Origin of the sequence: Vibrio cidicii (assembly GCF_009665415.1) — a bacterium.
Classification (GTDB): Bacteria; Pseudomonadota; Gammaproteobacteria; order Enterobacterales; family Vibrionaceae; genus Vibrio; species Vibrio cidicii.
The window spans coordinates 58,037-83,355 of record NZ_CP035921.1 but is presented as its reverse complement, the minus strand read 5'-3'; the positions used below and the strand labels follow the sequence as shown (position 1 = coordinate 83,355).

The following is a 25,319-nucleotide window of genomic DNA, read 5'->3' as shown; positions in this document are numbered from 1 at the left end:
ATTATTTACCTTGCTCTTTGAGCAGTCTGAGCGAATTAGAGACAACGATGATAGAGCTTGCCGACATGCCAACAACGGCGATGTAAGGGGCAACCAATCCAGCAACCGCTAACGGCAAAATTAACAGGTTATAGCCTAGAGACCAAGCCAGATTTTCTCGGATGATTTTTCTAGTGCGCAGTGCGAGTTCTCGAGCTTCGAGTAGTTTATCAAGCCGATCACCAAGCAACGTCATATCTGCTGATGCTTTAGCAACATCAGTACCGCTGCCCATCGCGACCGAAAGGTGAGCACCGGCTAAAGTAGGCGCATCGTTTATACCATCGCCAACCATCATGGTAATGTCTGAAGCATCCAAGCTTTGTAAGTAAGCGAGCTTATCTTCGGGTTTGGCAGACGCTATCACGTGTTCAATGCCCATCGCGCTGACAACTGACGTTGCATTGGCAAGAGAGTCACCGGTGAGCAGTGTTGTTTTTATTCCTGCCTCAGCAAACTTTTGCAAAAATTCTCTGCTCTCTTTACGAATTGGATCGTGATAAAAAAATGTGGCGGCGTGTTTGCCAGCAATAGAAAGATATACCGCATGACTTTCCGGCTGCTCACGCTCTAGTACATATCTGCTGCTACCAATTTTTACTTCTTCACCGTTCCAGTAACCACAAATACCAGCGCCAATGACGTTGGTCACATCGACGGCTTGAACATATGAATCTGCGTATCTAGCAAAAGCGCGAGCAATTGGGTGGTTAGCATGGGATTCCAAACTGCTTGCGATCGCGAGACATTGTGTTTCTGGCCATTCGGCAAAGGTTTCCGTGCGCTGAATCTCGATATCACCTTTGGTTAATGTGCCTGTTTTATCTATCACCAAGTGATTGATTTTACATAAAGTTTCAAACACATGACCTTTTCGCAGTAAGATGCCAAAATTGCCCATACGCGAGGTCGCACAAGTCAAGGCCGTTGGCGTGGCAAGCGAAAGAGCACAAGGGCAGGTTGCCACAAGCACAGATAACATGATCCAAAACGCATCTTCCGGCTTAGTTTGGTGCCAGTAGAGCCAGGTTGCCGCTGAAATGAGCAAAATGACACCGACAAAATAACGTGCAACGACGTCGGCAATTTCGGCGATTTTCGGTTTAGAATGCTGTGCCTCATCTTGAAGTCGAACGATATTTGAAATTACCGAGTCCGCTTTAGAGCAGGCAACCTCCAATACAAAAGATTCATCACCATTGAGCGTACCAGCATAGACAAGATCACCCATCTGTTTAACAACATGGATCGATTCTCCCGTTAGCATAGACTCATCAACATGCACACGCCCTTCCACCACTTTACCATCGGCAGGGATATGCTCGCCGGGCAAAACACGGATTTGATCGCCAACTTTCAAACTTTTGACTGGGACCTGTTTCCCCTCAAGAGTGGTTGCAATTGCTGGGATCAACTTGAGCAAATTTCCACTGGCGGCGGCGGCTTTTCTCCGGGCTCTCATCTCCAGAAAACGTCCTACCAAAAGAAAAAAGGTAAACATGGAGATAGATTCAAAAAAGACTTCACCTTGTTCTGTCACGGTGGCGACTAGGCTTGCACAATAAGCAAAGATAAGCGCTATCGACACTGGCACATCCATCCCGAGTGTTCGGCCTTTAATGCTTCGCCAAGCATTAAGATAAAAAGGCAGTGCAGAGTAAAGAAGGACAGGAGTGGCAAAAATTAAGCTCACCCAGCGGAAGTAGTTTTTGAACTCAGGTTCAAGATCGCCAAAAACCTCAAGATAGAGTGCGACCGCCAGCATCATCACCTGCATGGTCGCAAGGCCAGCAATACCTAAACGATAGAGATATTGCTTCATGGTTGCGTGATAGGCCGCTTCTTGTTTGTCCGCTTCAAAAGGAGCGGCTTTGTAGCCCAATTGATGAATTCCAGACAGCAGTTCACTGAGTTTAGTCTTAGATTTATCCCAAGAAAGTAAAGCTCGGTTTGTCGTGGTATTCACTTTTATAGACAAAACCCCTTGCTGGCTATTAACTTGTTTTTCAATTAACCATGCGCATGCCGCGCAAGAAACGCCCTCCAGTGATAGCATTACCTCACAGTAATTGTTGCTGTGGCGAACAAACTCTGACTGGACTTCTTCATTGTCGTAATGCACTAACGCTTTGAGTTGCTCAGGGACTAACTCGACCTTTTCTGCCGGTGCCGTTCGATATTGATAGTAAGAGACTAAGCCATTATCGACGATTGTTTGTGCAACGGTTTCACAACCTGGGCAGCACATTGAACGAACATCGCCCAATATCTCCACTTTGAAATCCGTGTTGGCTGGTACATCTTCACCACAGTGATAACAGGATTTTGTCATAGTGCTAATTCATTAAAAGCGTAGAAGGAGAGGGGAACGTGACACGACCTTGAATCAGCCATTTCTGGTCATGAGGCTGAAGCTCAACGAACCATGGCCCTTCAATGTGGTTATCCAAACGATAGACACCTTTCGCATCAGCGGTTAACAGCTTAGTGAAATCACGATCCGGTAAAGTGCGATGAGTGAAGGTCGCAGTGAGAGCAGGGAAATGAGCCAAGCTTCCTTTATCAAATACGATAGTAACTGCGGTATCATCTGAAGCGATAGTTGCGTTGAGGCCGAGCTCTTTGGCTACTTTTATCTTACTGATATCAACGTTGATCCCTTTACCTTTTTTATAGTAATCCTCCGCAACGAGCGAAACCGAGTTTTTAGAGAAGACTATGACTGTCGCTATCGTCCAAGTCACTACCGTGAGTGGCAAAATGATCAGGAACCACGGCCAGAATTGTTTATACCAAGGCTTTACCATAAAAAAGTTCTCAACAACAAAATGAAATGTAAGGGCTTTAATTTAAAGGAAAGACAGCCCCTGAAGAAGGGGCTGTTATTGAAATGTTACTTATTATTTTCGGTGTTGCTCAGGCTCCAAACGTAAGCGGCAACCAGTTGAACTTTGTCTTCACCTAGAATATCTTTCCAGGCTGGCATTACGCCAGAACGGCCATTCATTACGGTTTCTGTTACATCTGCGCGTGAATCACCAAATAGCCAGTCTTTGTCTGTCAAATCTGGTGCACCAACAGCAGGGTTACCTTTTCCATCGGTACCATGACATGCTGCACAAACGACAAAACGGGATTTGCCTGCTTCGGCTTCGCGAGCATTTACCGAGCGACCCGACAAGCTCAGTACGTAACTAACGACTTCCTGAACACCTTGTTCACCCAGCGCGTCTTTCCAGCCTGGCATCTGACCAACACGGCCATGCATGATGGTTGTAACGATGGCTTGAGGCTCACCACCATACAACCACGCGTTATCAGTTAGGTTAGGAAAACCTTTTTGACCACGCGCATCGGAACCATGGCACTGCGAACAGTTTTGCAAGAACAAACGTTGACCAACTTTAGTTGCTTCTTCATTTGCTGCAATTTCAGGAATAGAACGCAAAGTATTGCCGTTGTACGCAAGACTACGAAACGCTTCACCAAAGTAGGTGTTGGCATCATCAAGCTCTTTTGCATACTGGTTTAGCTGCTTGTTTTGTTGTGCTGACGCGATGGCTTCTTTGTACTCAGCAACAGTACGGACGGTTTGATCTGAACTTTGCCATCCAAGTACCCCTTTGAAGCTTCCCAACCCAGGGAAGAGCGTCAAGTACACAGCAGCAAAAACAAACGTACTGATGAAAAGATAAGTCCACCACTTTGGTAGCGGATTATTCAGCTCGCGAATACCATCGTACTCGTGGCCCATATCTGCACCTTCTTCGACGCCCATTTTATCTTTAGCGCACCAGAAAAGAAGTACAGCACAGCCCACAAGCGTACCGACAGTAATCACGATAATCCAGAGACTCCAGAATGTAGTCATTACTTCGTAACTCCTTGTTGATTAGGGCTAGATTTCTCTTCATCAGCAAACACTAGATTGGCTGCTTCATCAAAACTGGCCTTACGTTTTTTGCTGTAGGCCCAGACGACGATACCAATAAAACTGACAAAAAGTACGACAGTATAAATACTGTGTATTGTACCGAAATCCATAACAACCCCCTTATTTCATTGCATGACCCAAAGACTGAAGGTAGGCGATGACAGCGTCCATCTCCGTTTTTCCTTCAACATCTTTGCCAGCGTTGGCGATTTGCTCATCGGTGTATGGCACACCGAACTGATTGCGGAACAACTCCAGCTTCTTCTGAGTCAATTTGCCATCCAGTACATTCTCAGCTAGCCAAGGGAAACCCGGCATATTTGATTCAGGTACCAGTTCACGAGGGTCAGTTAGGTGGACACGGTGCCATTCGTCCGAATAACGACCACCTACGCGAGCCAAATCTGGACCAGTGCGTTTAGAGCCCCACAGGAATGGATGCTCCCACACACTCTCGCCAGCGACAGAGTAGTGACCATAGCGTTCTGTTTCAGAGCGGAAAGGACGAACCATCTGGCTATGACATACGTTACACCCTTCACGGATGTAAATATCACGGCCTTCCATCTCTAGGGCAGAGTAAGCGCGCAGATTTTCTACAGGCTCTGTGGTTTGTTTTTGGAAAATCAGTGGGGTAATTTCAACAAGAGCTCCCCAGCTAATTGCAAAAACGATAAAAATAGCCAACAAACCGACATTACGTTCAATGATTTCGTGGCGATTATTAGAATTTGAACTCATTCTTCAATCTCCTTATGCCGGTTGTGGAATAGCTTTCAAGCTATGTTTTGGTGCGCTGACAGTTTTGTACGTATTGTAGGCCATCAAGAACATACCAGTTAGGAAGATAAAACCACCTAGGAAACGTACAAAGTAGAATGGGTAAGACGCAGAGACAGATTCGACGAAACTGTAAGTCAACGTACCATCAGAGTTCACTGCACGCCACATCAGACCTTGCATTACGCCAGATATCCACATCGCTACGATGTACAGGACAGTACCAATTGTCGCTAACCAGAAGTGAACGTTGATCAGACCAACAGAGTACATACGTTCTTGACCAAACAGACGTGGGATCAAGTGGTAAACAGAACCGATAGAAACCATTGCAACCCAGCCCAACGCACCAGAGTGAACGTGACCGATGGTCCAGTCTGTGTAGTGTGATAGCGCGTTAACAGTCTTAATCGACATCATCGGACCTTCAAAGGTGGACATACCATAGAAAGAAAGAGAAACAATCAAGAAACGCAGGATAGGATCGTAGCGCAACTTATGCCATGCACCAGAAAGTGTCATGATACCGTTGATCATACCACCCCATGAAGGTGCAAATAACACAAGTGACATCACCATGCCTAAAGACTGAGTCCAGTCTGGCAGAGCAGTGTAGTGCAAGTGGTGAGGACCAGCCCAGATGTAAAGAGAAACGAGTGCCCAAAAGTGAACGATTGACAAACGGTAAGAATAAACAGGACGTTCAGCTTGCTTAGGAACGAAGTAGTACATCATCCCTAAGAAGCCAGCTGTAAGTAGGAAACCTACCGCGTTGTGGCCATACCACCACTGCACCATAGCATCCACAGCGCCAGAATAAATCGAATATGATTTAGTCAAAGAGACAGGAATTGCCATGCTGTTCACAATGTGCAGAACAGCAACAGTGATAATAAAGGCTCCAAAGAACCAGTTCGCCACGTAAATATGAGAGGTCTTACGTTTGATTAATGTTCCGAAGAACACCACAGCGTAAGAGACCCATACCGCCGCGATCGCGATGTCGATAGGCCATTCTAACTCTGCATACTCTTTTCCCGATGTTAGACCGAGAGGTAGAGTAATCGCTGCAGAGAGGATGATCGCCTGCCAACCCCAAAAGGTAAAGGCAACCAAAGGTCCACCGAAGAGACGAGTTTGACAGGTGCGCTGTACAACATAATAGGATGTTGCGAACAGGGCGCTAGTACCAAACGCGAAAATTACCGCGTTAGTATGCAATGGACGTAAACGACTGTACGTCAACCACGGCGTATCAAAGTTAAGCTGTGGCCATACTAACTGAGCGGCAATCAAAACACCAACAGCCATACCAACAATACCCCATAGAATGGTCACTAGGGTAAACTGGCGAACGACTGTATAGTTGTAGTTTTGTTCAAGCTGCTTTTCTTGGCTCATTTGCATGCTTCCAATTTCTAATTAACTACACTTTACTTCCAACACGACTTGCGTCGTAATGCCACCCAAACCAGCTCAAGAAACTAAGTCATTTCATGACGTTATTTCCCTTGCCGACTTTAAAGAAAAGTGGCATTTTCAGCCTGCAACTATACTTGAATTAACAAATCAATGACAGAGTAGTAACCTTACTGACGCTCAGGAATTGCTCTTTTATTTAAAAACTTTGAAGTTTGTAACAAGGAAATTGGGAAAAATGGCAGCGCAAAAGTTAACAATGGCAAGGCTCGCACAAATATTGCTCATCCTCACGGTATTAGTCATCGCCTTTATCTGGCGTACATTGAAATATGAGTCACTACAAATGTTGGATTGTTCACAAAACCAGCCATGTGAATTAACAATTTCTCAAGAAAAGTTAGAATTAAAGCGAGAAAATGATGGCATACGGATTCAACTGCCTAAAAATGGCACTTTTAAAATTGATTTAAATCAAAAACAGTATTCTATAACTCGTGATGAAGAAAGTATTCTTCTTAGCACGCAAAGCTATCCTGTCACTTTTTACATCCGAGCGAATGACGTCACTATCGCCAAGGTTATATACAGATAAATCTGACGTAGCACTCGAAATTTCACCCCCTAATCACTCATCACCCTTAGCAATACAAGGAAGTGGTGGTATAAAGGAAGTCAATTTACAAATTCATAAATTAGACAATGCGTTGCCAAACTGTATTTAGCCATGAGCTTGATGAAACCAAAGCGATTAGCGAGTTTCGCATAAAAATCAGCAATAAGCACCTCGCTATGCTCATTTGCTATTACACAGAAGAGTATTGTTGTGACAAGTTACAACACGCATTTAAGGTTCTCTTTCCAGACATCCCATTTCATGGATCAAGTTCATGTCAAGCGATTATGACAGAACATGGTTTTCATCCCGGCCCAGTAGTCGGTGTATTTGCGATATTCGATAGTGGTGCCAACAATGCCTATGGCACAGGAATCTCTGTGGCAGAGAACCAGCTACAGACGGTTAACCACAATGTCGAACATGTACTTGAAATGGCACTCTGCCATGCCAATCGGCAGAGTGAAGTGCCTAGCCTTATCCTTTTGCATTCAACTCCGGGCAATGAAGAAGAAATCATCCAAGCTTTAGATCCGTACTTTGGCACTTTGGTGCCCATTATTGGTGGTAGTGCTGCAGATAATCAAATCAAAGGGGCCTGGTCTATTTTTACCTCTCAGGGCACGAGCAGAAATGGGATTAGCTTGACGGTTTTCTTTTCATCTCAATCCATCTACACCGGATTTAGTGCGGGTCATATTCCAACAGAGGCAACCGGAAAAGCAACCAAAGTGAAAGGGCGAGAACTGATCGAGATTGACAATCGCCCTGCGGCTAGTGTTTATAAAGATTGGGCAGAGCTTCATTTCAAGGAGAATGAAAAGCATAACATTATCTTCGATGTCGCAACCGCATATCCGCTCGGGCGAGTCGCTGGCCATCTTTATGATCATCCTTATTTTATCCTTTCCCATCCCATTCGCGAGACAGAGCAAGGGGGAATTGAGCTGTTTTCAAAGATAGACGAGGGCGATAGACTCTATTTGATGCGAGGTTGCAAAGAGCAACTGATACGCCGAGCTGCGCGAGTGGTCAATGCAGCATTTTGGCAAAAGCTAGAAGACTCCAATAAGATTGGCGTAATTAATATCTTCTGTGCCGGTTCAATGATCCAAATACGCCAAGACATTGAAGCCGTACTCGCACAGTTAGCCGATGAGCTCAATGGCAAACCTTTTATTTGTCCTTTTACTTTTGGGGAGCAAGGGAGATTTATAGGCGGGGAAAATGGTCATGGCAATTTAATGATCTCTTCAGCCATCTTCCATTCACCATATGACGCATAAAATAGAAAACACCTTCATTCAAGAAGAGCTGCAAGAAGCGCTGGCTGAGCTAAAAGAGAGTAGGGAGCGTGAGAAAAGATTGGCAGAAGAGAACAAAGCCATTCTTAGCGCTATTTCCGCCATGAGTGAAGCTAAAAATCGCCATGAAATATTTTCTGGCTTAAAACGCGTATTGAAAAAATACATAGATTTTGATGACTTTGTTGTACTTTCTCGCCACTGTGAAGAACCTTCATTCTCTACACTACTGACCACCAATCGCGTTTTTGCTCATATAGCATGGTCTGAAGGCGACAAATTCAACCGTGCTTTAGGCGGTGATTGCATCCTGCTGTTCGAGCCCTACAAATCCGATGAATTCCGAAACATCAACAGTTTCATTCAAACTCACATCGGTTCCGTCTTGTTAACAGGCATAGACGCAGAAGTCACCCAATCCGTAATTCTTTTAATAGGTAATCAGCAAGGGCAATTTAGCATTGAGTCAAAGGAGACATTGAAACGTTTTTTACCTTTGGTTGAACGCGCTGTTATCGACATTGAGCACAAAGAAAAGTTACAACGTATCGTAGAGGCACGAACTCACGAGTTGGCCATGGCGAGAGAAGAATCAGAGCGAGCCAATAAGGCGAAATCTGAGTTTCTTGCCATGATGAGCCATGAGCTTCGAACACCGCTAAACTCCGTATTGGGCATGCTAGATCTACTCAAGGATTCCAGCATATCTAGATACCAAGGTGATGTTATACAACAAATAGAAAGCTCCGCGGAGCTCTTGTTAGCACTCATCAGTGATATTCTAGATATATCCAAGATTGAATCAGGTAACTTTTCTTTATTAGAACAATGGACTAATTTAAGTGACACTGCAACTTCCGTATTGAGACAGCAACAGCAACTTGCGGAAAGCAAAGGGCTCAGTTTTCACTTCAATTTACACTTTGATCCACACAAGGAATATTGGCTTGACCCAATACGCATTTCACAGATTCTATTTAATCTCGTCGGCAACGCGGTCAAGTTTACGCAGACAGGTGAAATACACATTCGTCTATCTATCGAGAAGAATAAGCTGACATTGGTCGTCAAAGACACCGGCATTGGTATAGAAGAGGACAAGATTTCATCACTGTTTGTTGCATTTAAACAGGCAGATAGCTCAATCACACGCAAGTTTGGCGGTACAGGCTTAGGGCTCGCGATCACCAAGCACCTCGTAGAATTAATGTCAGGAACTATTTCGGTTTCTAGTGAGTTTGGTAAGGGCTCGGAGTTTTTAGTATGTTTACCAGTCAAAGAGCTAAGACGAAATAAGGGCGATAACACCACTAGAGCTTATTCATTCAATAAGGGCTTGAACATACTCGTAGTTGAAGACACCAAGTCTAATCAGATGGTCATTAAGCTGCTACTGTCGAAGCTAGGACACAAGGTATTTATGGCCAACAATGGCAGTGAAGCCATTAATTTTATTGAAAAAAATGAAGTTCCACTAGATATGGTGCTCATGGACGTCTCAATGCCAGTCATGGATGGACTAACAGCCACGCGCACTCTGAGAAGCAACGGTTTTCAGGTGCCGATTGTTGCACTAACAGCACACGCTCTAGAAAGCGATCGTCAAAATTGTTTGGGCGCTGGAATGGATAGTTTTATTGCAAAGCCAGTCAGAATGCATGAATTGGAAAATATCATCCAAACACTCCGCAACACTGAACCTTAGCAGCAATGCTTGAACTTAATATAGAACAAAACAAGCGCAGATTGTTTTGTTCTATATTATGGATTTTATGGTAAATCAGTTATGTTCAATTGCGACGTCGATATAAGAGAAAAGTGTAGGTGCACAAGATTGGGGTGTGTATTAATTTAACATAATATACATAATACGCACCAAGATAGACAAAAAAGAAAGGTAACTAATGCAATTAAATCAATACGTTACCTTTACTTTTTGCCTGCCATTTCATGCTATTTTTTGGTTCTCTGTTAGCCTCTCAAATGCGCCAATTGCACGCTGATTCTTGGAGCGTTCAGCGATGATTGCCAACAAAACCAAATCTACATCTAAATCAAGCATTTCAGCGATTTCGCAAGCCATTTCATCACTCATTGTGCCGCCATTTCTCCATTTGTTAACTGTAGAATGGTTAATCTCTAGGAATCTGGCAACGTGCCTATCACTAAGTAATTGTTTTTCAATGCGTAATCGGTTGAGTAAATCAAGCGTTGTTATCATAAATTTCCCTCCAAATCCTAGTATAGAACAGCCTGTACACTGTATAGCAACCAGTCGACACCCATTTAGAAATGATCTTAAATGTGATCGTCCAAGCCGTGATGGTTCCGACATCTATCAAAATTGCCCTTAGCTATCTGAGTGAGTCGAACGCGTTGACGGTACTAAGGGCACCCCAACACTTGATAGATGCGGCAGATTTGGACGGGGATTTTGATTAGATAAACAAGGACATTAACCATGCATACCACACCCGAACAACTGATTACCTTCCAAGCTCATACTGCGAGGCTAATTCAGCGAATCACTGAGCTAAACATCAAGACGCCTCATTCAATTGAATTCAATCTTAGAAAATCAGAAACAGGCCACCGTGAGCACGTTCAACTAGGTATCCGTTGGTTTGTGAATGGTGACTACTTTGCTGAACCTCAAACCCCAAACTCAGATTTATCGTTTGCTCATAGCTGGATGACTATAGAACAGCTAAACAAATGGTTTCTTGATGCAAATATCGCCCTTGATTTACTCGAAGTTGAACTGAAGGCGGCATAATACACCATGCTCACCAAACCGTCTTATCTTGAACTGGTTACCAAGTATAACAAGGCTGCTGCAAAAGCAGTGGCCGAAGGTAGACAAGTTTATCTACACAAAGGTAAGTCCGATGTTTTCCGCGTATTCATGAAACATGGTGCGCTCTCCCACCCTGCGATTATCAACCGCGTCTCAAAAGAACATGGTATTGACACATTTAAGCGTCAAAACCGTCGCGACAATTTTACTAAGCTATGTCTCTGGATTGCTGCAAATGTTTGCTTGGAAACCAGAACCTTCTCAAGCAATGGTACTCAGGGCCAAATTGCAGAGGCAATCGAGGTCGATCAATCGACCGTTTCCCGACTTCTAGAACTGATGATCAAAATGCGCGTCATTGCGCCAGCTTTTCATGGCAAACATGACCAAACCGCAAAAGGCGCTGGAACTGTTTTTGATAAGAACGGGATACCTTTCAATAACGTTTATGTTGTTCTTGATGATTTCGGCTATCTAGCTGGCTCTGTTGCCGGGTTAAAGCTTGAAATGGCCTTCAAAAATGCAGATCAAAAGGCATTCATCAAAACGGGCTGGCAGCTTCACGAACGATTGCTCACGGTGAGAAATACGCTGTGGGAAGGGACAATAGAGCGCCGCACCAAGAATATTACAACGGGTTGTCTCAAGCGTACGATTGCTAAAATAACCGACCGTTCAAGAGCCGTTCAAATCATTTTCGAGCGCATGAAAAAGCGCGGTGAAGATCTTCTACTCAATGAGTTCGAACTAGACCGCATAATCAATGCAAGGCTACGCTCTTGCGGCTTCTCAGCTTAACGATATCCGGTTGATTCCGGAGCTTAATGCGATCCCTTTCCTAAATTCTTGCCCTTTCTGATGCTGATTTACGCCGTTTAAGGCCTACTTTCTCACTGATACATTCCCATTATTCAAAATTCGCCATGTAGGCAGCAGAACCAATGCCAATATTTGGTTTTTTAGTGCATACAGGGATTGAGGTTTTAGCGCATATCACGGGAAAAATAGCGCATAACCTTTCTTATCAATTAAGAAATAGTAAGTAGAAATATAATAAGTTATCACCTCAAAATCGGCGATAAGAGGGATAAATGAAGCGTGCTTCTATGTCGCAAGCGACATGCGCACTTAGGGGGCTGCACCACTGCAACTGACGTCGAAAGGCTTCAGCGATCGCTTTTGATGTATTGGCCGTTTATATCGCTTCGCGATGGCCTAGCAAGGTAAGGAGGCAAATTTGAGCGTGTTGGCGGTATTGAAAAAAATGTCATTGAAAACGTCATTGAATACGTCATATGACGTTTTTTTCAGATATGAAAAGACCACCCGCAGGTGGTCTTAATCGGCTGTTACGGGCTAAAGTGGCGCGCTTCCCCAGATAAAGTGGTCATTGTTTGCCATTATCCCGAGAATGTAGGTCGTTCCTCCTTTTGTAACAGTCAGAAGCCTTGCACCATAACCGTTACCGTTAAAGCCTGCATCTGTACAGTTTGATGCGCTCACATTGGTAGCGCTGTAATAGCTATCCACACGGGTAAGTTTGCCGCTAATGGTGCAAATGCCGTTGATAGTAAAGGTTCCGTCTTGCTCTATCGTCCATGTTGAGCCGTCAACCGGGTTGGTGTGCGTTCCGAGCATATCGGCCAGCGCAACGCTATCCGGGGCGCGGTCAAATGAGTAAATCAGGTTTGTTCCGTTGAGTACACCATTGGCCGTTGCGCCCAGCTCACTAAATGTAATCTTGGCTTCAACATCTGCGCTATACGTGGTTAATGCGGGGGAAACGAAACTTAAGCCTTTGGTGGTCAATGTGTTGCCGCTGATGCTGTGCGTGTCATTCACTAAGAACTCGTTGTTAACATAGTCACCGATGAGCACCGAACCTAATGGCAAATCGCTATCAACCAACATCACAACTAAATCCGTGTTGTTAACGTAGATACCGTCTTTTTTGTAGGTGGTGTCTTGGCTCGATGCACCGGAGCCACTACCACCGCCGCCACAGCCCACAAGAGCCGCCGAAGTTGCCAACGCCAATAACGCTTTTTTCATGGGAAATTCCTTTTGTTTTCATTACGTAATGTCTGAATGACGGCGCATATTATGGCGGAAAAGGCTAAGGCGTGGCTTGTGTCGGTGGTTGGCTTTGCGACTCAATTCTTGGAATTATTTGTAGGCAGAAATCATCTACAAAATGGGGGCCAGAAGTAATGTGAGATTACATTTCGGAAAACCAATTGCGTATGCTAGAGTCGAAGAATATTTTTTTGTATTTTAAATCAAGATGGCTTATGTGGTGATATATCTATTCGAGCCGTGAACTTTGGCCCTAAAGCCGATTTACGTCAATTGTTAAGATGATAAAAGGAGGAATTATGAAAAATGAAAAATGAAAAAGCCACGACGAAGCGCAGCTTCTTCAAAGGGTGTTGTTTACCGCAAAGATTGCCGTCCGACACGGTAAACAGCCAAATAAATATGCCAAGGAGATCTATATGATCAAACTTCTAATCGCGCTCATCGAGCTCTGTAGAGCAGTACTTGAGCTGCTGCTGGCGAGTATAAACTTGCCAAGTTGATAACACAGTTCACCTCTGTTCCTAGGCAAATGTAAATATAGGAACAGGGGTGAGTGTAATCTAAAATTACAACTCCATCAAGACAACAGAGTGTTAATCATGCATTGCTGTGAACCTAAGTGGTGAGGACTAGCAAACTGTCTATTGCTAGCATATCGCGTTGCCGCTACCATAGAAATCGATGGATTCGTAACCACTTCACGGCTTGTTTCTTAAACGTCAGTTAGGGAAATAAGCATGGCTTTACAAAATTACTCGCAACAAATGGCAAAGCTGGCGCTCTACCGTCAGGCTTTGCCTCCGCCCCATCCTTTCAATTTGTTACCCTGTAGCGAAATATTCAGCTTTGTTCGCATTGGCGGTCAGCTATGCGCTGAACAAACCGCGTTGAATACCTCCATTCTTACCCATTTAACCCAACTCGAAGCGGCAAACGATGCCGTATATACCGAGCTGCTTACTCAATAACCTTACCGCCGGGAGGCAGGAAATATGAATAAACTCTCTATCAATGAATGTCAGCGCGCATTGGCGGCGCTCGATGCAGCTGATCAACTCACAGCCAGCGTTAGCGCTGAAATAGAACGCTTCAAAGCAATGGATATGAAAGACGTGATGTCCAAAGCCACTAAAGCGCTTTTCAGTGGCAACCTTTCCCCCGAGGCGTTGGGCTTGCCGTCGAATTTCTTCGCTCAACTGGAACAACTCTCCAAACTCAACAACGTAGCGCGAAGCAAATACCGCGAACACATCCAAACAAACCTTGCAGAATTGAGCCAAGTGCAAGACGTCAACGGGGGTGAGCATGAGTAAGCACCCTAACCCGGTCAGAGGCCATGTGCGCTGCCCGGTTTGCGCTACCCCTTCAACCGTTCATCGTGTAGGCGAAGGCAAACTGATTGCCGAAGGTGAACCGACCAAAAACGGGCGCAACCTCGGCTTGCATTACTATCGTTGTCCGAACTGTGGCAATAGCGCCATGAGCAAAACCATTGATAGCTACATTGTTGCAAACATGGTGAGCGATGAAAGTCAGCTTAACGCCCTTTTAACCGCTGTCTCAACCGAAGTAACCGACACCCTTACACCGCTAGAAAACAACGCTCAACCGGAGGCAATCAACGCTGATTCGGTTGAACTGCTGTTAGCTGATGAAGGTGACGACAGCAGCAATGATGCGGCTTCCAACGCGATTGCAACGGTTGAAAGCTCGGTTAACGCCCCCGTTGAACCGTTGCCACTGTTCACGGTTAAGCGTGTTCTCACGGTGCTTGGTGTGTTGGTTTTCGTGGTCTGGATGCTCGGGAAACTCGTTCCAAAAAAACAACCGGAGGCGCAACCGAATGCAAATGTTTGAAGGCGAACAAGAGATGAACTTCCCCGGCGCGGCGGCTAACGATGATTGGGGCGATTTCAGCACAGTTATTTCTCAGTTAGAGAGCCATGAGAAAAGCGAAGCCGATGCGATAGACTCGGCAACCGTTGAAGCAACCGAAAGCGTGAGCCCGGAAGCGTTTGAGGGGCTGCTTAGTGTGGTGTTTACCGTTACCGAACAAGCAACCTCGATCATTTCCGGGATTGATTTCGCCTTTGATGAAAAAGGCAAATCGGAAGTGATTAAGGCGGCAATTCCGGTGATCAACAAACACGGTAGCTCAATATTAGGGATGTTTGGTAACTACATCGAGGAAGCAACGCTACTCCTTGCCGTTCTCGCGCTTATCTACACCTCAAAGCGGCACGTGGCACAACTGAAACTGTTAAGAGCACAACAGGAGGCCGTCAATGGTGAAAAAGACCAAGCAGCCGCTAAAGCTGCCTAATCCGGTTAACTCGAATCCGTCGCTCGATGCCGAGCATATTATTTACGTGGCGGGTACTGGCGGAGGGAAAACCTCCGCCGTTAAACATTTGAGTTTTGTCCCGAAAGCGTCGCAAGCGGTGTTCTTTGACCCCTACCGTAATTACGCCGGGCAAAAGTTTCAGGGGCAACAGTGCCACGGTACAAGCTCACGGCTGGCGTTCATCAAGTCGCTTTTGATGGCTCGTAAGCGCGGCCAATCGTTCAAACTTGCTTATGTGCCTGAGTTTGGTGCGTGTGCCGATGAGTTAGAGTTTTTTTCCTCGGTCGTTTGGTCGATGGGTAACGGCCATGCGCCTAAGTTGCATGTGGTCATTGAAGAACTCGCAAGCTGTGTCGAAAGCTCCGGTAAATTACTCGGCAAAGCGGGCGAACTGTGGCGCGGTGGCCGTCAGTTTGGGCTTGTCTGTCATAGCGTGTTTCAAAAAGGCCAAGAGGTGCCGAAAACCGTCACTGATCAATCTTCTACATGGTGGATTGGCGCGGTGAACTCGGTCGCTGATGCTCGATACCTCGCTGATAAAAAAGGCTTGAACGTCAGAGAGATAGAGTCGCTGATTTCGGCCAAAGTGAACAAAGAGCGTATCAATAAACCGATTGCCGAATATCTACTGGTGAAAGATGGTATCGGCAATGTTTCCAAGCAAGCGTTTAACTGTGCGAACGGCCAGAAAGTCGCGCTTTCCTACCGCTAATTAACTGTGATTTTGTTCACAATTCAACCTATAGGTTACGCGCTTAACCTATAGGTTTTATCCCATTCCCTCCCCGCTTTTTTTGGCTTTTGATAACCGGGCAATTTGATTATTTGTTCCACACATTGAAAGGCTAACTATGAAGAAAGAACACAAAACCATGCTGTTTACGGTGGTTGTTGCGTTGGTGATTATCGCCATTATCAACAACGTCGCACCGCTTGAGCCGCTGAAAAAGCAGCTTAACGGCAATTCAGGCTGGTTCTAAGGGGGATACATGGAATTACTAGAAACCTTGTTTAACCCTCGTCCAAAAGAACTGGATCCGGTTGAAGGTGTTGCATGGGGAAATCAGGCGACATTGCGCCTTGTCTCCGGCCCGACTTATCAAAATGTTGAGTTGGTGACGAACATTACCGACCCGGCAGATATTGAACGTGTACGCATCACTCACAACGGCAAAGAGATCGTGTCTCTCTCTGGTCAAGACATCATTGATTTGCGCGAACACCGTAAGAAGTACGTTGAACCGGGACGCTACATGATTGCGTTCTGTGATCTGCTGATGCGTACCAAAATGGGCGTTCGCCAAGGTGAGCTGGTGACGCTACCGGGTGAGATCTGGTTTGTTTACATCCAGCTCAAAGCAAAATCGGGTGTCGCTGCGCCAAGTATTCGCGCTCGTGCTCACATCACCGAGGCGCAATCACAGCGCGTCTTTATGCCGCGTATCTATTCGCTGACGTGGTTTGCCAGTGCCGAAGGTCGCACCCCGTTTGATTGGGCGGAGCGTTCCCCTTACCTGCACCTCAAGCGCATTCACTTCAAAGACGACTCGATTACCCGCATTCGTGTGCTGCGTGATGACCGTGAAGAAATGAACGTGAACAAGGTCGATAACGCCTTTGATTTGGCCGATGCCGAGCTTGAGCAAAACGTGGGCTGGTTCTCGCTTGATTTCGTGCGTACCGGGTTTGGTGCGGAAGGAAAACTCAGCACCTTTGCAACGCGTTCCCTTCAGTTTGAAGTGGAGAAAACCGCGCCGGGTAGTGTGCCGGTGATTGTTGAAGCCATCGAGCAAGTCGCAATCCCACAAACCACCAAGTAAGGGGGTTGTATGAGCTGGTTAGACAAACTCTCTGATGCTGGCGGCGAACTGCTAAACGCGGTGACAGACGCCAGTGGGAATTGGCTCAACGGTGCGGTTGAACAGTCGCTTGATAAGAAACCGCAAAGCAACCCGGATGAAGCGCGAAAAACAGAAGTGCAAGGGCAAACCGCCGACGGCCAGCCCTTGCAAACGCCCAATGCTTTAATTCAGCCCTCTATGGACAACATTAAGGTATTCGGGGCGCTATTCATCGCGTTCATGTTGGTTGTGTTTCTCGTCGTGCAAGGTAAACGCTAATGCCCTATCTACTCATGGCGGCGTTTGTCGGCGGTGGTTATGTCGGTTTTAAGCTGTCCGGTGGTTCGGACAAGCTTATTACGCTCATCATCATCGCTGCGGTTCTCTACATGTTAACTAAGGGGGGGAAATGATCCCAAACGTCACAAACTCGGGAACTATGCCTATTACAGGAGGGCATGCAGGGCCTTCCACTGCAACCAGTACCAACAATAGCGGCCAAAGCGTGGGCGCCATCAGTATGGGGAGCCCTAGCGGGGTAAATCCTTGGTTGATTGGTGGTGTAGTTATCGTTCTCGCCTTTTTGATGTTGAGAAAGAAATGATCCGTTTGGCGAACCAATCCGAGGCACTGATAAGGTTAGAAACGGCGTTTCGCGCCTGTCCTGACGATTTCGCTGACCTGAAACGAAGTGTGCAAGCTGGTAGCGTCAGTTTGTACCAGATTCAGGGGGATGGCTACGACATCACCGTGGCGGGTGAAGTGGTTGGAGAGAGTTATTTTCTCTGGGGTGTCGCCGGGTTCGGCGTCATTCCCGCTATCAAAGAACTTTCTCAGATTGTCAGACGCTCCGGTTTATCCAGTGTCAGCGCGGTGACTTATTTCCCCGCTTTAGCTCGTTTAGTTCGGCGATTGAATACCCAAGAGCAACAAGACGGTGAAATAACTTTAATGAAAATGAGAGTGTGATTATGGGTGGTAAATCGAAATCCAGTAACACCACGAATTCAACCAACGTCAGCGGCCAGAACGCGATAAGCGGCGACAATCTCGGTACCGCAATCAGTGGCGTAAACAATTCGACAATCAATGTCACCGCTACCGACCACGGTGCAATAGACAAAGCGTTTGCTCTTGGCGGTGAGTTGATTAATCAGACCGGGGAAATCTTTGATAGTGCTATCGGCTTTGCAGGCCAAGTAAACAAAGACTCGATGCAATTTGCGGGGAAAGCGCTCGACAACATCGCATCGAGTAACAGCGAAAATCTGCAAATGCTGGCGGGATTATCAGGCAGTCAGTCAAAACAAAACACTGACAACCTGAACGCGATTATGGACTTAGCGAAGTTTAAACAAGACGGCGGCGCAAGTAATAACCGACAACAGCAACTACTTCTGTTGGTGGTGATCGTGATTGTGCTTGGTCTAATCACAATGATGGCGGTGAAAAAACAATGATTGTCAGTGTTAAAGCCTATCAGCCCCTACCCGTTTTGATCTCGGGTCAATGGCTGCACCTTGAAGCAGCAGAGCAGCCAATCACTTTAGAGAGTGAAAACGGTGACCGCGTCACGCTGCGTAAAAATGCGGTGGTGAAATCTCAAAGCGTGATTGGTCGTGTGCTTATCCATTCTACGATTGACCAAGAAATCACCCTCGAATTTGGTTATGGCGATTATACCCCGCCGCAAAATATCCAAGGCCAAACGGTTTTAGTCTCTGAGCTGCCAGCGATTCAGGTCGCGCCCGGTCAATCGATCGCGATTGAGAGCTTACCGCCTGTTGAAGTATCTCAACTGCCAGCGGTCGAGATTGCAGCAAACCAAAGCGTGACTGTGAATCAATTGCCAGCGGTAGAGATTGCCGCTAACCAAAGCGTTGCAGTGTCACAAATTCCGGCGGTCGAACTCGCACCAGAGCAAAGCGTCAAAGTGACCTCCTTGCCCGTGGTTCGCATTGCAGCCAATCAAGCTGTGAAGGTGACGGAAAGCGATCAACTTGGCGTATTTGATTCGCTTCTACCGTTTAGCGTAGCCGCGAATAGTGAGCGAAAACGGCTGTATATCAAGGCCAAAGCAACCAACGCACAAGATGTTTTGATTAATGGGGTTTATCCCCTTACCCCCGGCGAGAAAATCGAGCTGGCGACACGTGCCGCCGTTGAGTTTACAGGCTTAGAAACCGACGGCGTGTCCATTTTGGAGATTTAACACTATGTCATTGAAAGACTTATTACCTACAGGTAGCCCACAAAACAAAATTGAGTATCTTGCCGATCTCATTGAGTCTCGTCTTGGACAGTCAAGTCTAACTATGAACTTGCTACCGAATGGCGAAATGAACTTGAACATGGCTTTGATGCCCAATCCGCCGTTTATCAACACCAATGAAGCGCTACCTTTCGACTTAACGCGAACACTGGAATATGGTCGAAATGCTATTGCTGCCGGGTTTGGTTGGGGTTATGAAATCAGTAATACTCCGGATAGCTCCGGTTACTGTATTCATGAGATCAGCAACAAATTGCCCTATAGTCGTATTGAGAGCATTCCCCAAAACAACGGCGTTTTGAAATGTGTGAGCAATGGTGATGGTGTGGCTTATACCGTTTTTAGCGCGCCGCAAGGTGGGAAAGCCTTAAACGCCCTCAAAGGAAGAATGCTTATTGGCACAGCCAGTAACGCTGAGGTTACAGTGGGTCTAGCGTTGCTGATTATTGACCCAAATACAGGCAAGGTAAAAATTGCACCTCAGAAGAACACTTACTTACATGTATATACAAAAGCGTCGAGCGAGCATTACCTTAATCCGACATGGATAGAAACTCCCGAGTTGACTTGTCAATTGGACGGTGGCGAGGGGATATACGCTTTGTATGCTCACGTCAAGAATGACTCTGTTTTCATGGTCTACGGTGCGGAAGCGTTCCATAGTTCGGAAGAGACAAACCCCAAAAACGGTACTACAGTCACGCTATCGAATCCGATAGCGATGCAGCAGTATCAAGACTATTTCCGGTTAGTCAAAAAAGACTGTACCGAACTCGTCGCACAGTGCCGTCTACGCTGGAAGTTTCCACGAAACTTTTCCTACACCTTTGCACCAGAACACCACATCAGTACTTACCACAACCGAAGCTATGAAGTCGGTTCGGGCAAAACTGCGCAGATTGTCGAATACGGTTCAAATTACCTTGTGATTGAATACTCTCAAGCTCTATTCGATGAGTTAAATGATCATTCAGTATTGAGTGTGTCGTATAGCGCAAATCCTGTCGGAATTTGGTTTTATGAAGCCTAATTTAACACTCGCACTTACCGCAGGAGTTGCTTTGCTACTCCTGCTTACCAAAGGAGATTCTAACATGCCGAGAGGTATCAGAAATCGCAACCCGGGCAACATCGAGGACAACGGCACCGCTTGGCGTGGCCGCATGGGTAATGATGGCCGTTTTATCATCTTCGATACGCCTGAAAATGGAATCCGTGCCATTGCTCGGATCATTCAGACCTACCGCACCAAACACGGCCTCAATACCCTCGAAGGTATTATCAACCGTTGGGCGCCACCTCATGAAAACAATACAGATGCTTATGTTCGCCATGCAGAAAAGGCACTCAATATTTCGCGTCACGACGCAATCGGCCAGCAGCATCTAGCGCCGCTGATTAAGGTGATCATCAAGCATGAAAATGGTGTACAGCCATATAGTGACAGGGTAATTCGCGATGGTATTGCAGCGGTTTAATCAACAACTGGCTCTAACTGCGTTCTTGCTGGTGCTGCTTTATCTCATGTGGCGCTGGTTCCGTGGCCGTCTATCGCAAAGCGTAGATAGTGCGCTCGATGTCGTTACCGAACCCACGGGCGAATTACTGAGTGACATCACCGCCGCGCTGAATGGGCATGTGCCTGTAGAGCTGCAACCGTTGATTATTCAAGAGCACCATATCACCGCAGATTATACGCTCACCCCGGAGGCTGAAACGGTGTATTGGAAAATCGGCGGTTATCAGCCCCTACTTTACAAGCTGTTCGGCGGAGTTGGCCGACCGATGAAAACGCGATACAGGCACCTAATCGGCGAACCCATCACAGAGGCGATCTTATGATAACAAGCATCTTTACATTGCTAACGGGCGGAATCGAAGCCTACCGCCAGCACAAACAAAACAAGGCAAACGAGCTCAAACGAAAAGATGAGTTTGAGCAGCAAAGACACAATAAGAACTTGGAAAGGCTACAAGCTGGCGACACACAAGCGACTAGCCTAGATGAACTCAGCATCAAAACTCGAGGCTGGAAAGATGAGTTTCTTTTCATCTTCTTCATTCCGATTGTGATGTGTTTCATTCCTGGATACGCGCAGTATGTCCACCAAGGCTTTGCTAGCCTTAAAGAGATACCGCAGCCGTATTGGTGGGTAATCGGGGCCATAGTGATCGATACGCTTGGCATGCGCTCGATGCTTCGCTACTTGCTCGAATACTACTCAAGCCGTAGGGGGAAATGATGGATTTCAGTTTATTGGCTGGTTGGACTATTACCCCGGACACGTTAATCAGTTTATGGGTTGCTATATCGCTGACGAAAGTGACCAACGCCCATAATTTAAGAATCACTATTTTAGAACAAGAGAGAAAGAAAGATGGCAACTAAAAAACAGGCTTTAAAAACAAACGGCACGTTGAAAAAAGGTTTTCGATTTGGCAAAGGTGGCCGCATTATTGAGGCTAAGAAACCAACAACAAAACGCAAAGTGCGTCGCAAATAATATGTATAAAGCCCCGCAAGGGGCTTTATTTTGGCCTAATTAATGCCCTATTAGAAAATCTGCGCAAATAACGAACAGATCTAGAATTCGTTTTTTTTCGCCTGAACTGAACGACGTTATGACCGAGGGACATCTTTATATCGAGTTCCATCAAGTCATAAGCCGATATCGCCCGACCTCCGGGAGTGTAAATCACATCCCCTTTTATCTTAAAGTCCCGCCATGCCTTGGTTGTAGGCAGGTAGCCACGATGCATAACCAACAGCAGCCGGACGACAGAAAGCGGCCAGTTGCGCTTGGTTTTCCAGTTGCGAACCGTTTGAACAGACACGCCGAAATATTCCGCCACCTCTTTGTCACTATCAAAATGCCAAAGTAATAAGTCGGAAACGTGGTTTATATGTAGGTCGAAGTTATAGAGCTCGTCTCTTACCTTTTTACACATGTGATCTTTGTCTCATTTTATTTAAATGGACAAAAATCATATTTTTAGATGATATACCCGACAACAAACCCAAAGCACCTATTTTATAACAAATTGAAAAATTTCGAGGTGCTTAATAGGTCGTTAATCCGCTAATAATAATATAATTATTAGTAGATTAGGTATTTTACATAACCTGCACATAATACGAACTGCGATAACAAAGTGACAGGGTCACTGATACCTAGTGCTAATGCTCCACAAGTCATCGAAAATGAAACTTCTACCACCTTCAAGCCCCCTTAATGTGATAAAACGTGAGCTATTTAGACAACATGATACGCCCAGGAACCCGGGCTTGGATTTCTTTTAGTGCAGGTCCAGGCATCTGTACACGAGCAAACCAATACGGCTTGTGCTTCTCCACAAAGGCATTGCTCTGATTCAGACCGTCATAAATGGAATACGCGCGAGCTTGCGCTAAAGCTGCGCCGGCGATACTTCTATTTTCGACTGGCACCTTATCTAAATCTTCCTGTACAGCTGTTTTAACAAACATTGAGTTGGGTGACCAATCTAATGAATCCAAAACGCGTTGCGACAACTGAGCTTCAAGTTCATGAATGACTTTTGGTAGAAAAGATATATTCGCCATCACTTCTGCACAGGCATAGTACTCTTCGCGTTTGTCTTGTTCACGATACTTAACCATCGTTTCGACTAACGCATCTTCGAACGTGTGAGTAAAATGATTAGCAATTAAAAACTGGCCAACGGTTCTCAATACACCAAGAAGTATTCCAACATCTGGTTCTTTGAAACCTGCGTCAGACAAACGCATTCGAGTGACATTCGCGGTGACTATCATATGCTGCCACATTTTGGGTGCGATTAACTTAGTATTCGCATCAGACCATTTGAGCATCGGTCTGGCCATCAATACCGGAAACAGTAATCTGCAATTTTCGATACCTATTTGACCGATTGCGACTTTAGCATCGGTAACTCCTTTAGCTGCCTTCCCTATACGTTCGCAGAATTTTGGATTAGAGACTAAATCAACGACACTTGAGCTGAGTTGATTGCTTAATGTAGTTAGTGTACTTAATTTGCTAAAGCTCAAAGATGGGGAGTAAGCGAAAGACGCCAGATGATCAAAGTGCGGAATTCCGTTATACAGTTTATCTATTGGATTACTAAGTAGTTTTTTTACTAAGAGGTGTTCGGTATGCCGACTTACATCCGCAACAACTTTTCTGAGGGTATTTTGGCGATCCTGTACTCTTTCTCGTTTTTCCTTAACTCTAGCTTGCTCACACTCGAGCAAAATACGTTGATTACGAGTGATCCGCTCATTTTCAGAAAAGATGACATCATCGCAGTAGCGACCTTGTAAACTGAGCAAGCTGTCAACATTAGACTGATCGAGCAAATACTTAATGCTCACCAACCATTTTGCGTGGCGTACTTCAACTTCATTCGCAACCTGCTCTGCAATATCTACCGCTTCTTTGGTATATCGCCTATTCGCTAAAAGCAAAACACTCTTCCTTGAACTATATTTGATATACCTAATTTTATTACATAAACGCATAACTTGGGATGTTTATGTGACGTTAGTTCCGAATATTGTGATTGAAAGTTACAAGAAAAATAGTAATTCATTCAACGTAATGTACTTAGGTGAATTACAAGCATGCTTTCAGCCTGGCGATAACGATAACGAGAGCCGATCTTTAGATATGTCTTACCCGCCGTGCAAACCTTTTGATCGCCAATACCAGAAACTCGCTTCACGATGGCATACTTGTCTGTATGCTCTAGATAAATGACCAAGTCACAGTAGCCTTCATAGGAATTGAACTGTTTATTTACTTTCGCTTGCAACTGCTTTTTTATCTTTGCCGCAACAGGATTCCTTGCAGAATCGTCAGCAGAAGATGGAAAAGCGAAACAAATTGCGAGCAAAAAAGTGACACTGTATCTCATTACTTTTCCTTCTTGAAGAAAAAGTCCGAGATTAGCGCGTCACCCTTTTGATTTGAAGATGATTGTTTACGCTTCTCGCGTGAATCGAAATAACGATGAAACTGAGATGTTTCTCAGGCGTGCTTTTTCCCTTTGCTTGATTTAAAGCCTTGGTGTGGGAAGACATTTCTAATGCGCTGCTGAACTTTTTTTGGCACTTGCTCGCTGAAAACCAACTTCATCCCTGTACGCTGGCTGTAAACTTTTAGCTCGCCATCAAAGGGAGTCTTGTCACCAATCTCCTGCAAATTATGGCGAAATGATGGTGGCAAATTTCCTTTAACCGCATTGATATGACCTTGCTTAAAGCTAATTTTCAAAACAGGTCTATCGATGGCGACTAACCAAAAGATCAACACCGCTGCAATCACGATAACATAAAGCATAACGCCCTCCTTGGTTTAGTCTGATAGCAGTTTACTTAAATCTTCTTTTAAGCTGGTAACCGCAGCACTGGCTTTTTCGCTACGCGAAGCTTCACTCAGCAAATATTCAATCGCATCAGATAAAGTGCATCCCAACTCATTTGCCCGAAATGAAAGCTTCTCCCACACGCGATAATCGAGATCTATCGACTTTTTCTTTGTGTGAATCTGCTCTGCGTTAAAATGTCGTTTACGTTTGGCGCGAATGGCTTGCTTAAGCTTTTTATCTAGATCGAGAGCCATATGACGTTCAATCCACTCGATTACTTGCGTAGGTTGATGCTCCAATCGTCGAAGCTCAGCCACTGCAGCATCCGCTTCACTGGAATCGATGTGACGGGTAATCGCTTCTCCATCCTTCCATTTATTGACAAGATATTGCCACTTCCAGCCACATTCTAAATTCTCTAACTGTTGATATTTCATCTCTTCCATCCCAGCACGTTTATGGTGACAGCGTAACTCAAGCCACGTCAGTTCTCAAGCTAGAGAAGATGCCAAGTAGAGTCAGAT

At 45.5% G+C, this 25,319-nt stretch carries 36 protein-coding genes; 23 read left to right on the top strand and 13 right to left on the bottom strand.

Annotated features, from left to right (window positions below; translation table 11 throughout):
* Position 1: 1 nt before the first annotated feature.
* The 6 genes from EWA64_RS01035 to ccoN form a co-directional block, all read right to left on the bottom strand.
* Entirely contained in the window at positions 2-2,371 is a 2,370-nt protein-coding gene (locus EWA64_RS01035; protein WP_061895374.1) for a heavy metal translocating P-type ATPase, read from the bottom strand.
* Between the two features lie 4 nt (positions 2,372-2,375).
* Positions 2,376-2,846, bottom strand: a complete 471-nt coding sequence (locus EWA64_RS01030) for a FixH family protein (RefSeq protein ID WP_061895373.1) — start codon at positions 2,844-2,846, stop codon at positions 2,376-2,378.
* A gap of 86 nt (positions 2,847-2,932) precedes the next feature.
* Positions 2,933-3,910, bottom strand: a complete 978-nt coding sequence (gene ccoP / locus EWA64_RS01025) for a cytochrome-c oxidase, cbb3-type subunit III (protein ID WP_061895372.1) — start codon at positions 3,908-3,910, stop codon at positions 2,933-2,935.
* Positions 3,910-4,083 (bottom strand): CcoQ/FixQ family Cbb3-type cytochrome c oxidase assembly chaperone, encoded by a 174-nt coding sequence (locus EWA64_RS01020; RefSeq protein ID WP_039426412.1) that lies wholly within the window; start codon positions 4,081-4,083, stop codon positions 3,910-3,912. The genes ccoP and EWA64_RS01020 overlap by 1 nt, the downstream gene beginning before the upstream one ends.
* Positions 4,084-4,093: 10 nt before the next feature.
* Positions 4,094-4,714, bottom strand: coding sequence for a cytochrome-c oxidase, cbb3-type subunit II (gene ccoO / locus EWA64_RS01015; RefSeq protein ID WP_039443255.1), 621 nt, complete (start codon positions 4,712-4,714; stop codon positions 4,094-4,096).
* A gap of 12 nt (positions 4,715-4,726) precedes the next feature.
* Positions 4,727-6,154: a cytochrome-c oxidase, cbb3-type subunit I gene (gene ccoN, locus EWA64_RS01010; protein ID WP_039443257.1), complete on the bottom strand. Its 1,428-nt coding sequence runs from the start codon at positions 6,152-6,154 to the stop codon at positions 4,727-4,729.
* Between the two features lie 256 nt (positions 6,155-6,410).
* On the opposite strand from ccoN, the gene EWA64_RS01005 reads away from it, so the two are divergent.
* The 3 genes from EWA64_RS01005 to EWA64_RS00995 all read left to right on the top strand — a co-directional run bounded on the left by EWA64_RS01005 (position 6,411) and on the right by EWA64_RS00995 (position 9,797).
* The gene (locus EWA64_RS01005) at positions 6,411-6,767 is read left to right on the top strand and encodes a hypothetical protein (RefSeq protein WP_061895371.1); all 357 of its coding nucleotides are present in this window, start codon (positions 6,411-6,413) and stop codon (positions 6,765-6,767) included.
* A 107-nt stretch (positions 6,768-6,874) separates the two neighbouring features.
* On the top strand, positions 6,875-8,074 hold the full coding sequence (locus tag EWA64_RS01000) for an FIST signal transduction protein (RefSeq protein ID WP_061895370.1): 1,200 nt from the start codon (positions 6,875-6,877) through the stop codon (positions 8,072-8,074).
* A complete protein-coding gene (locus EWA64_RS00995) occupies positions 8,064-9,797 on the top strand; it encodes an ATP-binding protein (protein ID WP_061895369.1) in 1,734 nt (577 codons plus the stop codon). The genes EWA64_RS01000 and EWA64_RS00995 overlap by 11 nt, the downstream gene beginning before the upstream one ends.
* Before the next feature lie 243 nt (positions 9,798-10,040).
* Here the strand turns inward: EWA64_RS00995 and EWA64_RS00990 are convergent, their stop codons facing one another.
* Positions 10,041-10,313 (bottom strand): hypothetical protein, encoded by a 273-nt coding sequence (locus tag EWA64_RS00990; protein WP_061895368.1) that lies wholly within the window; start codon positions 10,311-10,313, stop codon positions 10,041-10,043.
* Between the two features lie 240 nt (positions 10,314-10,553).
* On the opposite strand from EWA64_RS00990, the gene EWA64_RS00985 reads away from it, so the two are divergent.
* Both EWA64_RS00985 and EWA64_RS00980 read left to right on the top strand, forming a co-directional pair.
* A complete protein-coding gene (locus tag EWA64_RS00985) occupies positions 10,554-10,868 on the top strand; it encodes a hypothetical protein (RefSeq protein ID WP_061895367.1) in 315 nt (104 codons plus the stop codon).
* 6 nt (positions 10,869-10,874) lie between these two features.
* On the top strand, positions 10,875-11,687 hold the full coding sequence (locus EWA64_RS00980) for a hypothetical protein (protein ID WP_061895366.1): 813 nt from the start codon (positions 10,875-10,877) through the stop codon (positions 11,685-11,687).
* Between the two features lie 558 nt (positions 11,688-12,245).
* Here EWA64_RS00980 and EWA64_RS00975 read toward each other — a convergent pair.
* A complete protein-coding gene (locus EWA64_RS00975; protein WP_061895365.1) occupies positions 12,246-12,941 on the bottom strand; it encodes a hypothetical protein in 696 nt (231 codons plus the stop codon).
* Between the two features lie 764 nt (positions 12,942-13,705).
* Here EWA64_RS00975 and EWA64_RS00970 point away from each other — a divergent pair.
* From EWA64_RS00970 to EWA64_RS00885, 18 genes are all read left to right on the top strand, one after another.
* On the top strand, positions 13,706-13,936 hold the full coding sequence (locus EWA64_RS00970; protein WP_045572261.1) for a hypothetical protein: 231 nt from the start codon (positions 13,706-13,708) through the stop codon (positions 13,934-13,936).
* A 24-nt stretch (positions 13,937-13,960) separates the two neighbouring features.
* Positions 13,961-14,281, top strand: coding sequence for a hypothetical protein (locus EWA64_RS00965; protein WP_061895364.1), 321 nt, complete (start codon positions 13,961-13,963; stop codon positions 14,279-14,281).
* Positions 14,274-14,825 carry a hypothetical protein gene (locus EWA64_RS00960; protein WP_061895363.1) on the top strand — a complete coding sequence of 184 codons (552 nt, stop codon included), beginning with the start codon at positions 14,274-14,276 and terminating at the stop codon, positions 14,823-14,825. Before EWA64_RS00965 ends, EWA64_RS00960 begins: the two co-directional genes overlap by 8 nt.
* Entirely contained in the window at positions 14,812-15,291 is a 480-nt protein-coding gene (locus tag EWA64_RS00955) for a hypothetical protein (protein WP_061895362.1), read from the top strand. Before EWA64_RS00960 ends, EWA64_RS00955 begins: the two co-directional genes overlap by 14 nt.
* Positions 15,254-16,024, top strand: coding sequence for a hypothetical protein (locus EWA64_RS00950; RefSeq protein WP_061895361.1), 771 nt, complete (start codon positions 15,254-15,256; stop codon positions 16,022-16,024). Before EWA64_RS00955 ends, EWA64_RS00950 begins: the two co-directional genes overlap by 38 nt.
* A 139-nt stretch (positions 16,025-16,163) precedes the next feature.
* Entirely contained in the window at positions 16,164-16,292 is a 129-nt protein-coding gene (locus tag EWA64_RS00945; RefSeq protein WP_045572266.1) for a hypothetical protein, read from the top strand.
* 9 nt (positions 16,293-16,301) lie between these two features.
* The gene (locus EWA64_RS00940) at positions 16,302-17,132 is read left to right on the top strand and encodes a major capsid protein P2 (protein ID WP_045572267.1); all 831 of its coding nucleotides are present in this window, start codon (positions 16,302-16,304) and stop codon (positions 17,130-17,132) included.
* 9 nt (positions 17,133-17,141) lie between these two features.
* Positions 17,142-17,432 carry a hypothetical protein gene (locus EWA64_RS00935; RefSeq protein ID WP_061895360.1) on the top strand — a complete coding sequence of 97 codons (291 nt, stop codon included), beginning with the start codon at positions 17,142-17,144 and terminating at the stop codon, positions 17,430-17,432.
* Positions 17,432-17,566, top strand: a complete 135-nt coding sequence (locus EWA64_RS00930) for a hypothetical protein (RefSeq protein ID WP_280512701.1) — start codon at positions 17,432-17,434, stop codon at positions 17,564-17,566. The genes EWA64_RS00935 and EWA64_RS00930 overlap by 1 nt, the downstream gene beginning before the upstream one ends.
* Positions 17,563-17,757 (top strand): hypothetical protein, encoded by a 195-nt coding sequence (locus EWA64_RS00925; RefSeq protein WP_061895359.1) that lies wholly within the window; start codon positions 17,563-17,565, stop codon positions 17,755-17,757. Before EWA64_RS00930 ends, EWA64_RS00925 begins: the two co-directional genes overlap by 4 nt.
* A complete protein-coding gene (locus EWA64_RS00920; protein WP_061895358.1) occupies positions 17,754-18,122 on the top strand; it encodes a hypothetical protein in 369 nt (122 codons plus the stop codon). The genes EWA64_RS00925 and EWA64_RS00920 overlap by 4 nt, the downstream gene beginning before the upstream one ends.
* A 2-nt stretch (positions 18,123-18,124) precedes the next feature.
* Positions 18,125-18,613: a hypothetical protein gene (locus EWA64_RS00915; protein WP_061895357.1), complete on the top strand. Its 489-nt coding sequence runs from the start codon at positions 18,125-18,127 to the stop codon at positions 18,611-18,613.
* Positions 18,610-19,365 (top strand): hypothetical protein, encoded by a 756-nt coding sequence (locus EWA64_RS00910; RefSeq protein WP_061895356.1) that lies wholly within the window; start codon positions 18,610-18,612, stop codon positions 19,363-19,365. The genes EWA64_RS00915 and EWA64_RS00910 overlap by 4 nt, the downstream gene beginning before the upstream one ends.
* A 4-nt stretch (positions 19,366-19,369) precedes the next feature.
* Positions 19,370-20,455, top strand: a complete 1,086-nt coding sequence (locus tag EWA64_RS00905; protein WP_061895355.1) for a hypothetical protein — start codon at positions 19,370-19,372, stop codon at positions 20,453-20,455.
* Positions 20,456-20,519: 64 nt separating this feature from the next.
* Positions 20,520-20,903 (top strand): structural protein, encoded by a 384-nt coding sequence (locus tag EWA64_RS00900; protein WP_061895354.1) that lies wholly within the window; start codon positions 20,520-20,522, stop codon positions 20,901-20,903.
* Entirely contained in the window at positions 20,884-21,267 is a 384-nt protein-coding gene (locus EWA64_RS00895) for a hypothetical protein (protein WP_045572275.1), read from the top strand. Before EWA64_RS00900 ends, EWA64_RS00895 begins: the two co-directional genes overlap by 20 nt.
* Positions 21,264-21,668 carry a hypothetical protein gene (locus tag EWA64_RS00890; RefSeq protein WP_061895353.1) on the top strand — a complete coding sequence of 135 codons (405 nt, stop codon included), beginning with the start codon at positions 21,264-21,266 and terminating at the stop codon, positions 21,666-21,668. The genes EWA64_RS00895 and EWA64_RS00890 overlap by 4 nt, the downstream gene beginning before the upstream one ends.
* A gap of 135 nt (positions 21,669-21,803) precedes the next feature.
* The gene (locus EWA64_RS00885) at positions 21,804-21,929 is read left to right on the top strand and encodes a hypothetical protein (protein ID WP_264299474.1); all 126 of its coding nucleotides are present in this window, start codon (positions 21,804-21,806) and stop codon (positions 21,927-21,929) included.
* Between the two features lie 25 nt (positions 21,930-21,954).
* Here EWA64_RS00885 and EWA64_RS00880 read toward each other — a convergent pair whose 3' ends face one another.
* The 5 genes from EWA64_RS00880 to matP form a co-directional block, all read right to left on the bottom strand.
* Positions 21,955-22,374 (bottom strand): DUF3653 domain-containing protein, encoded by a 420-nt coding sequence (locus EWA64_RS00880; protein ID WP_061895352.1) that lies wholly within the window; start codon positions 22,372-22,374, stop codon positions 21,955-21,957.
* Between the two features lie 301 nt (positions 22,375-22,675).
* On the bottom strand, positions 22,676-23,893 hold the full coding sequence (locus EWA64_RS00875) for an HDOD domain-containing protein (RefSeq protein WP_061895351.1): 1,218 nt from the start codon (positions 23,891-23,893) through the stop codon (positions 22,676-22,678).
* A gap of 125 nt (positions 23,894-24,018) precedes the next feature.
* Positions 24,019-24,342 (bottom strand): hypothetical protein, encoded by a 324-nt coding sequence (locus EWA64_RS00870; protein ID WP_061895350.1) that lies wholly within the window; start codon positions 24,340-24,342, stop codon positions 24,019-24,021.
* 113 nt (positions 24,343-24,455) lie between these two features.
* Positions 24,456-24,767, bottom strand: coding sequence for a DUF3634 family protein (locus tag EWA64_RS00865; protein WP_061895349.1), 312 nt, complete (start codon positions 24,765-24,767; stop codon positions 24,456-24,458).
* A 15-nt stretch (positions 24,768-24,782) separates the two neighbouring features.
* Entirely contained in the window at positions 24,783-25,232 is a 450-nt protein-coding gene (matP, locus tag EWA64_RS00860) for a macrodomain Ter protein MatP (RefSeq protein WP_039426395.1), read from the bottom strand.
* Positions 25,233-25,319: the final 87 nt, after the last annotated feature.

Excerpts from the sequence above, each read along its gene's own strand:
- EWA64_RS01035 (WP_061895374.1), bottom strand. The coding sequence starts at position 2,371 with ATGACAAAATCCTGTTATCACTGTGGTGAAGATGTACCAGCCAACACG.
- EWA64_RS01030 (WP_061895373.1), bottom strand. The coding sequence starts at position 2,846 with ATGGTAAAGCCTTGGTATAAACAATTCTGGCCGTGGTTCCTGATCATT.
- ccoP (WP_061895372.1), bottom strand. The coding sequence starts at position 3,910 with ATGACTACATTCTGGAGTCTCTGGATTATCGTGATTACTGTCGGTACG.
- EWA64_RS01020 (WP_039426412.1), bottom strand. The coding sequence starts at position 4,083 with ATGGATTTCGGTACAATACACAGTATTTATACTGTCGTACTTTTTGTC.
- ccoO (WP_039443255.1), bottom strand. The coding sequence starts at position 4,714 with ATGAGTTCAAATTCTAATAATCGCCACGAAATCATTGAACGTAATGTC.
- ccoN (WP_039443257.1), bottom strand. The coding sequence starts at position 6,154 with ATGAGCCAAGAAAAGCAGCTTGAACAAAACTACAACTATACAGTCGTT.
- EWA64_RS01005 (WP_061895371.1), top strand. The coding sequence starts at position 6,411 with ATGGCAGCGCAAAAGTTAACAATGGCAAGGCTCGCACAAATATTGCTC.
- EWA64_RS01000 (WP_061895370.1), top strand. The coding sequence starts at position 6,875 with ATGCGTTGCCAAACTGTATTTAGCCATGAGCTTGATGAAACCAAAGCG.
- EWA64_RS00995 (WP_061895369.1), top strand. The coding sequence starts at position 8,064 with ATGACGCATAAAATAGAAAACACCTTCATTCAAGAAGAGCTGCAAGAA.
- EWA64_RS00990 (WP_061895368.1), bottom strand. The coding sequence starts at position 10,313 with ATGATAACAACGCTTGATTTACTCAACCGATTACGCATTGAAAAACAA.
- EWA64_RS00985 (WP_061895367.1), top strand. The coding sequence starts at position 10,554 with ATGCATACCACACCCGAACAACTGATTACCTTCCAAGCTCATACTGCG.
- EWA64_RS00980 (WP_061895366.1), top strand. The coding sequence starts at position 10,875 with ATGCTCACCAAACCGTCTTATCTTGAACTGGTTACCAAGTATAACAAG.
- EWA64_RS00975 (WP_061895365.1), bottom strand. The coding sequence starts at position 12,941 with ATGAAAAAAGCGTTATTGGCGTTGGCAACTTCGGCGGCTCTTGTGGGC.
- EWA64_RS00970 (WP_045572261.1), top strand. The coding sequence starts at position 13,706 with ATGGCTTTACAAAATTACTCGCAACAAATGGCAAAGCTGGCGCTCTAC.
- EWA64_RS00965 (WP_061895364.1), top strand. The coding sequence starts at position 13,961 with ATGAATAAACTCTCTATCAATGAATGTCAGCGCGCATTGGCGGCGCTC.
- EWA64_RS00960 (WP_061895363.1), top strand. The coding sequence starts at position 14,274 with ATGAGTAAGCACCCTAACCCGGTCAGAGGCCATGTGCGCTGCCCGGTT.
- EWA64_RS00955 (WP_061895362.1), top strand. The coding sequence starts at position 14,812 with ATGCAAATGTTTGAAGGCGAACAAGAGATGAACTTCCCCGGCGCGGCG.
- EWA64_RS00950 (WP_061895361.1), top strand. The coding sequence starts at position 15,254 with ATGGTGAAAAAGACCAAGCAGCCGCTAAAGCTGCCTAATCCGGTTAAC.
- EWA64_RS00945 (WP_045572266.1), top strand. The coding sequence starts at position 16,164 with ATGAAGAAAGAACACAAAACCATGCTGTTTACGGTGGTTGTTGCGTTG.
- EWA64_RS00940 (WP_045572267.1), top strand. The coding sequence starts at position 16,302 with ATGGAATTACTAGAAACCTTGTTTAACCCTCGTCCAAAAGAACTGGAT.
- EWA64_RS00935 (WP_061895360.1), top strand. The coding sequence starts at position 17,142 with ATGAGCTGGTTAGACAAACTCTCTGATGCTGGCGGCGAACTGCTAAAC.
- EWA64_RS00930 (WP_280512701.1), top strand. The coding sequence starts at position 17,432 with ATGCCCTATCTACTCATGGCGGCGTTTGTCGGCGGTGGTTATGTCGGT.
- EWA64_RS00925 (WP_061895359.1), top strand. The coding sequence starts at position 17,563 with ATGATCCCAAACGTCACAAACTCGGGAACTATGCCTATTACAGGAGGG.
- EWA64_RS00920 (WP_061895358.1), top strand. The coding sequence starts at position 17,754 with ATGATCCGTTTGGCGAACCAATCCGAGGCACTGATAAGGTTAGAAACG.
- EWA64_RS00915 (WP_061895357.1), top strand. The coding sequence starts at position 18,125 with ATGGGTGGTAAATCGAAATCCAGTAACACCACGAATTCAACCAACGTC.
- EWA64_RS00910 (WP_061895356.1), top strand. The coding sequence starts at position 18,610 with ATGATTGTCAGTGTTAAAGCCTATCAGCCCCTACCCGTTTTGATCTCG.
- EWA64_RS00905 (WP_061895355.1), top strand. The coding sequence starts at position 19,370 with ATGTCATTGAAAGACTTATTACCTACAGGTAGCCCACAAAACAAAATT.
- EWA64_RS00900 (WP_061895354.1), top strand. The coding sequence starts at position 20,520 with ATGCCGAGAGGTATCAGAAATCGCAACCCGGGCAACATCGAGGACAAC.
- EWA64_RS00895 (WP_045572275.1), top strand. The coding sequence starts at position 20,884 with ATGGTATTGCAGCGGTTTAATCAACAACTGGCTCTAACTGCGTTCTTG.
- EWA64_RS00890 (WP_061895353.1), top strand. The coding sequence starts at position 21,264 with ATGATAACAAGCATCTTTACATTGCTAACGGGCGGAATCGAAGCCTAC.
- EWA64_RS00885 (WP_264299474.1), top strand. The coding sequence starts at position 21,804 with ATGGCAACTAAAAAACAGGCTTTAAAAACAAACGGCACGTTGAAAAAA.
- EWA64_RS00880 (WP_061895352.1), bottom strand. The coding sequence starts at position 22,374 with ATGTGTAAAAAGGTAAGAGACGAGCTCTATAACTTCGACCTACATATA.
- EWA64_RS00870 (WP_061895350.1), bottom strand. The coding sequence starts at position 24,342 with ATGAGATACAGTGTCACTTTTTTGCTCGCAATTTGTTTCGCTTTTCCA.
- EWA64_RS00865 (WP_061895349.1), bottom strand. The coding sequence starts at position 24,767 with ATGCTTTATGTTATCGTGATTGCAGCGGTGTTGATCTTTTGGTTAGTC.
- matP (WP_039426395.1), bottom strand. The coding sequence starts at position 25,232 with ATGAAATATCAACAGTTAGAGAATTTAGAATGTGGCTGGAAGTGGCAA.